This window comes from Parasynechococcus sp., assembly GCF_042954245.1.
Lineage (GTDB): Bacteria > Cyanobacteriota > Cyanobacteriia > PCC-6307 > Cyanobiaceae > Parasynechococcus.
In genome coordinates, this window is sequence record NZ_JBGKDP010000179.1 from 1 (window position 1) to 2,603 (window position 2,603).

General features: G+C 60.9%; 6 protein-coding genes. All 6 read right to left on the reverse strand.

What is annotated here, in order from left to right:
- Nucleotides 1-332: PCRF domain-containing protein (locus ACGVJ8_RS07945; protein WP_392347025.1), on the reverse strand; the 332-nt coding region annotated here is incomplete at its 3' end.
- A gap of 15 nt (nucleotides 333-347) precedes the next feature.
- Complete coding sequence (gene rpmE, locus ACGVJ8_RS07950) at nucleotides 348-599, reverse strand: 50S ribosomal protein L31 (RefSeq protein ID WP_006851595.1); 252 nt, start codon at nucleotides 597-599, stop codon at nucleotides 348-350.
- Between the two features lie 11 nt (nucleotides 600-610).
- The gene (rpsI, locus tag ACGVJ8_RS07955) at nucleotides 611-1,012 is read right to left on the reverse strand and encodes a 30S ribosomal protein S9 (RefSeq protein ID WP_006849745.1); all 402 of its coding nucleotides are present in this window, start codon (nucleotides 1,010-1,012) and stop codon (nucleotides 611-613) included.
- Nucleotides 1,009-1,461, reverse strand: a complete 453-nt coding sequence (rplM, locus tag ACGVJ8_RS07960; RefSeq protein ID WP_392347028.1) for a 50S ribosomal protein L13 — start codon at nucleotides 1,459-1,461, stop codon at nucleotides 1,009-1,011. The genes rpsI and rplM overlap by 4 nt, the downstream gene beginning before the upstream one ends.
- Nucleotides 1,462-1,618: 157 nt before the next feature.
- Nucleotides 1,619-2,500, reverse strand: coding sequence for a tRNA pseudouridine(38-40) synthase TruA (truA, locus tag ACGVJ8_RS07965; protein WP_392347030.1), 882 nt, complete (start codon nucleotides 2,498-2,500; stop codon nucleotides 1,619-1,621).
- Nucleotides 2,501-2,525: 25 nt separating this feature from the next.
- A partial coding sequence (locus ACGVJ8_RS07970) for a L17 family ribosomal protein (protein WP_392347032.1) occupies nucleotides 2,526-2,603 on the reverse strand: 78 nt, incomplete at its 5' end.

Consider the following 2,603-nt stretch of genomic DNA (forward strand, 5'->3'; position numbering starts at 1 on the left):
CGGGGATCCCGCGGCAGCAGAGCTAGGGTGAGCCGCTCCATCAGCGTTGCGTGCTGTTCCTGGAGGCTGGCCAACTCATCCTGCGCCAGTTCCTCCATCGCAGCGTCACCGCGACTGTCCTTGAGCAATTGACGTGCGGAATCGCGCTCGGATTCGAGCTTCTGGAGTTCCTCGAAGTCGAGCACGAGAGGCTCAAGCTTTGATCGCTCCCGTGCGATCGATTCAAGCCGCTTTGGATCAGCGGCCACATCAGGATCAGCCAGCTGCCGCTCGAGGCTGCGGAAGCTGGCTGTGGCTGTTTCCAGCCGTGTGAACAAGGTCGAGGCGTCCATGCCCCGTTCTCACCCTCAGGCCTTGGACTCGGCCTTGGCGGAGTCGGCACCTTTTTTCTTGGTGCCCATGCCGTACTTCTTCATGAAGCGATCCACACGACCCTCGGTGTCGAGGATCTTCTGGGTGCCGGTGAAGAAGGGGTGGTTGCCGCTCCAGACGTCGACGTGAATTTCTGGCTGGGTGGCGCCCGTGGTCATGACCACTTCGCCGTTGCAGATCACCTTGGCGTCGGGATACCAGGTGGGATGAATGTCGGGCTTTGGCATCGGTAAAAAAATCAGCGCTTAGAAAACTGAGGGGCCTTACGGGCTTTCTTGAGACCGTACTTGCGGCGTTCCTTGGCACGGGGGTCGCGGCTCAGGTGACCTTCCGTCTTCAGCGGCTTGCGGTTGTCGGCAGACAGTTCACATAGGGCGCGGGCTGCACCTTGTTTGATGGCGCCGGACTGACCGGTGAGTCCACCACCGTGAACGTTGACGAGGATGTCGTACTCGCTGCTGAGGCCGAGGGTCTCCAGGGGAGCCTTCACCGCTGCGATGTACGAGGGGTTGTAGTTCAGGTAGTTGTCACCGGGACGACCGTTGATGGTGATCGTTCCATTGCCGGGGACGAGGCGAACACGAGCGACAGAGGTCTTGCGACGACCGGTGCCCCAGTAGACGACGGAGTTGTTGCTCATTTGGCGGATGCGGAGGGGTTGAGCTGAAGAGGCTGGGGCTTCTGAGCGGCGTGGGGATGCTCTGTGCCTTTGTAGACCTTGAGCTTGCGGAACATCTGGCGGCCCAGGGCATTGTGGGGAAGCATGCCTTTGATGGCCTTCTCGACGATCCGCTCGGGAATCCGTTCCTGCAGAGCTTCGAAGGTTTCCACCTTCATGCCTCCGGGACGACCGGAGTGACGGCGGTACAGCTTCTGCTGGGGCTTACGGCCGGAGACTTTGATCTTATCGGCGTTCACAACGACGACAAAATCACCGGTGTCCAGATGGGGGGTGAAGCTGGGGTTGTTCTTGCCACGCAGCACGGCGGCCACTTCAGTGGATAGACGGCCGAGGGTTTGATTCTCAGCGTCCACCACGTACCACTGGCGGTCGATCGAATCAATCGGGGGGAGAGAGGTCTTGTTCATCGCGCCGGCATGCCGGTTCGGGTATGTCCCGCCTGAGAAAGCGGAACTGGGCAAAGGGGGGTCGGTCCAGAGTCGGACCTGACGGGGCTAAAGATCGAGCTTACTCTTCAGCCCTCCAGCTCCTGTGAGTTGGGCAGCATTCCAAGTAGAAGACCGTTTATCCCGGCGTTGAGGGTGGATCCGGAGGCGAATCACTCTCGGCCAGAAAAAACCACGGCTGGCAATCGTACCAGCCGGCTTTGGTGAAGATGGCCTCGGCATAACCAGCTCGAAGCAGGCAGAGGCCCGTGGCTGGCGCCGCCTCTTTCACCTCATGGCGTCGTCGCTCCCGCCAGCGATGTTCAAAGGCGGCAACACTGAGACGGTGCTCGCCAACGGCCACCAACTGGGCCATCAGCAGGCGAACCATGCCGTACAGAAAACCACTGGCCTGAATCTCAACCCACAGAAGATCGCCTCGGCGCTCCACGAGCACCTCCTGCACGGTGGTTCGGGCATGAGTGCGACGGCTCCCTGCCTTCATGAAGGCGCTGAAGTCGTGCAGACCAAGCATGGTATTCAAAGCGTCCCGCATGCGGGAGGCATCCAGTCTGTGTTGGTAGCGGTGCCAGCTCCAGGGGCTGAGAAACAGATTGGGACGCCGGCCGTTGTGAATCGTGTACCGGTACCGCCGGTAGGTGGCGGAGTAACAGGCATGCCAATCCAGGGGACGGCCGACGGATTCGCGCACACGAATGGTGCTCGGCAGGCGTCCGTTCAAGGCCGGAGCCCATTTGTGAGCTGGAATCGGCCCACTGCAGTCGAAGTGCACCACCTGACCGGCGGCATGAACGCCGGCATCGGTGCGACCGGCGGCAAAGGTCTGCACCGGTCGGTGCGGATCGAGCTGGGCGATGGCGTCTTCCAGTACGGCCTGAACACTCCGACCGTTGCGTTGGCGCTGCCAGCCACAAAATGAAGAACCCTCGTACTGAAGGCTGAGCGCGATCCGCTTGAGGGACGCTGGCTCAGGACCTGCAGACGAGGGTTTGATGTTCAAACGTCAGGATTGACGTGAGGTCTGATCAGACCAATTCAATGATGGACATCTCGGCGTTGTCGCCACGACGGGGAACGGTGCGGGTGATGCGGGTGTAGCCACC

Excerpts from the sequence above, each read along its gene's own strand:
- rpmE (WP_006851595.1), bottom strand. The coding sequence starts at position 599 with ATGCCAAAGCCCGACATTCATCCCACCTGGTATCCCGACGCCAAGGTG.
- rpsI (WP_006849745.1), bottom strand. The coding sequence starts at position 1,012 with ATGAGCAACAACTCCGTCGTCTACTGGGGCACCGGTCGTCGCAAGACC.
- rplM (WP_392347028.1), bottom strand. The coding sequence starts at position 1,461 with ATGAACAAGACCTCTCTCCCCCCGATTGATTCGATCGACCGCCAGTGG.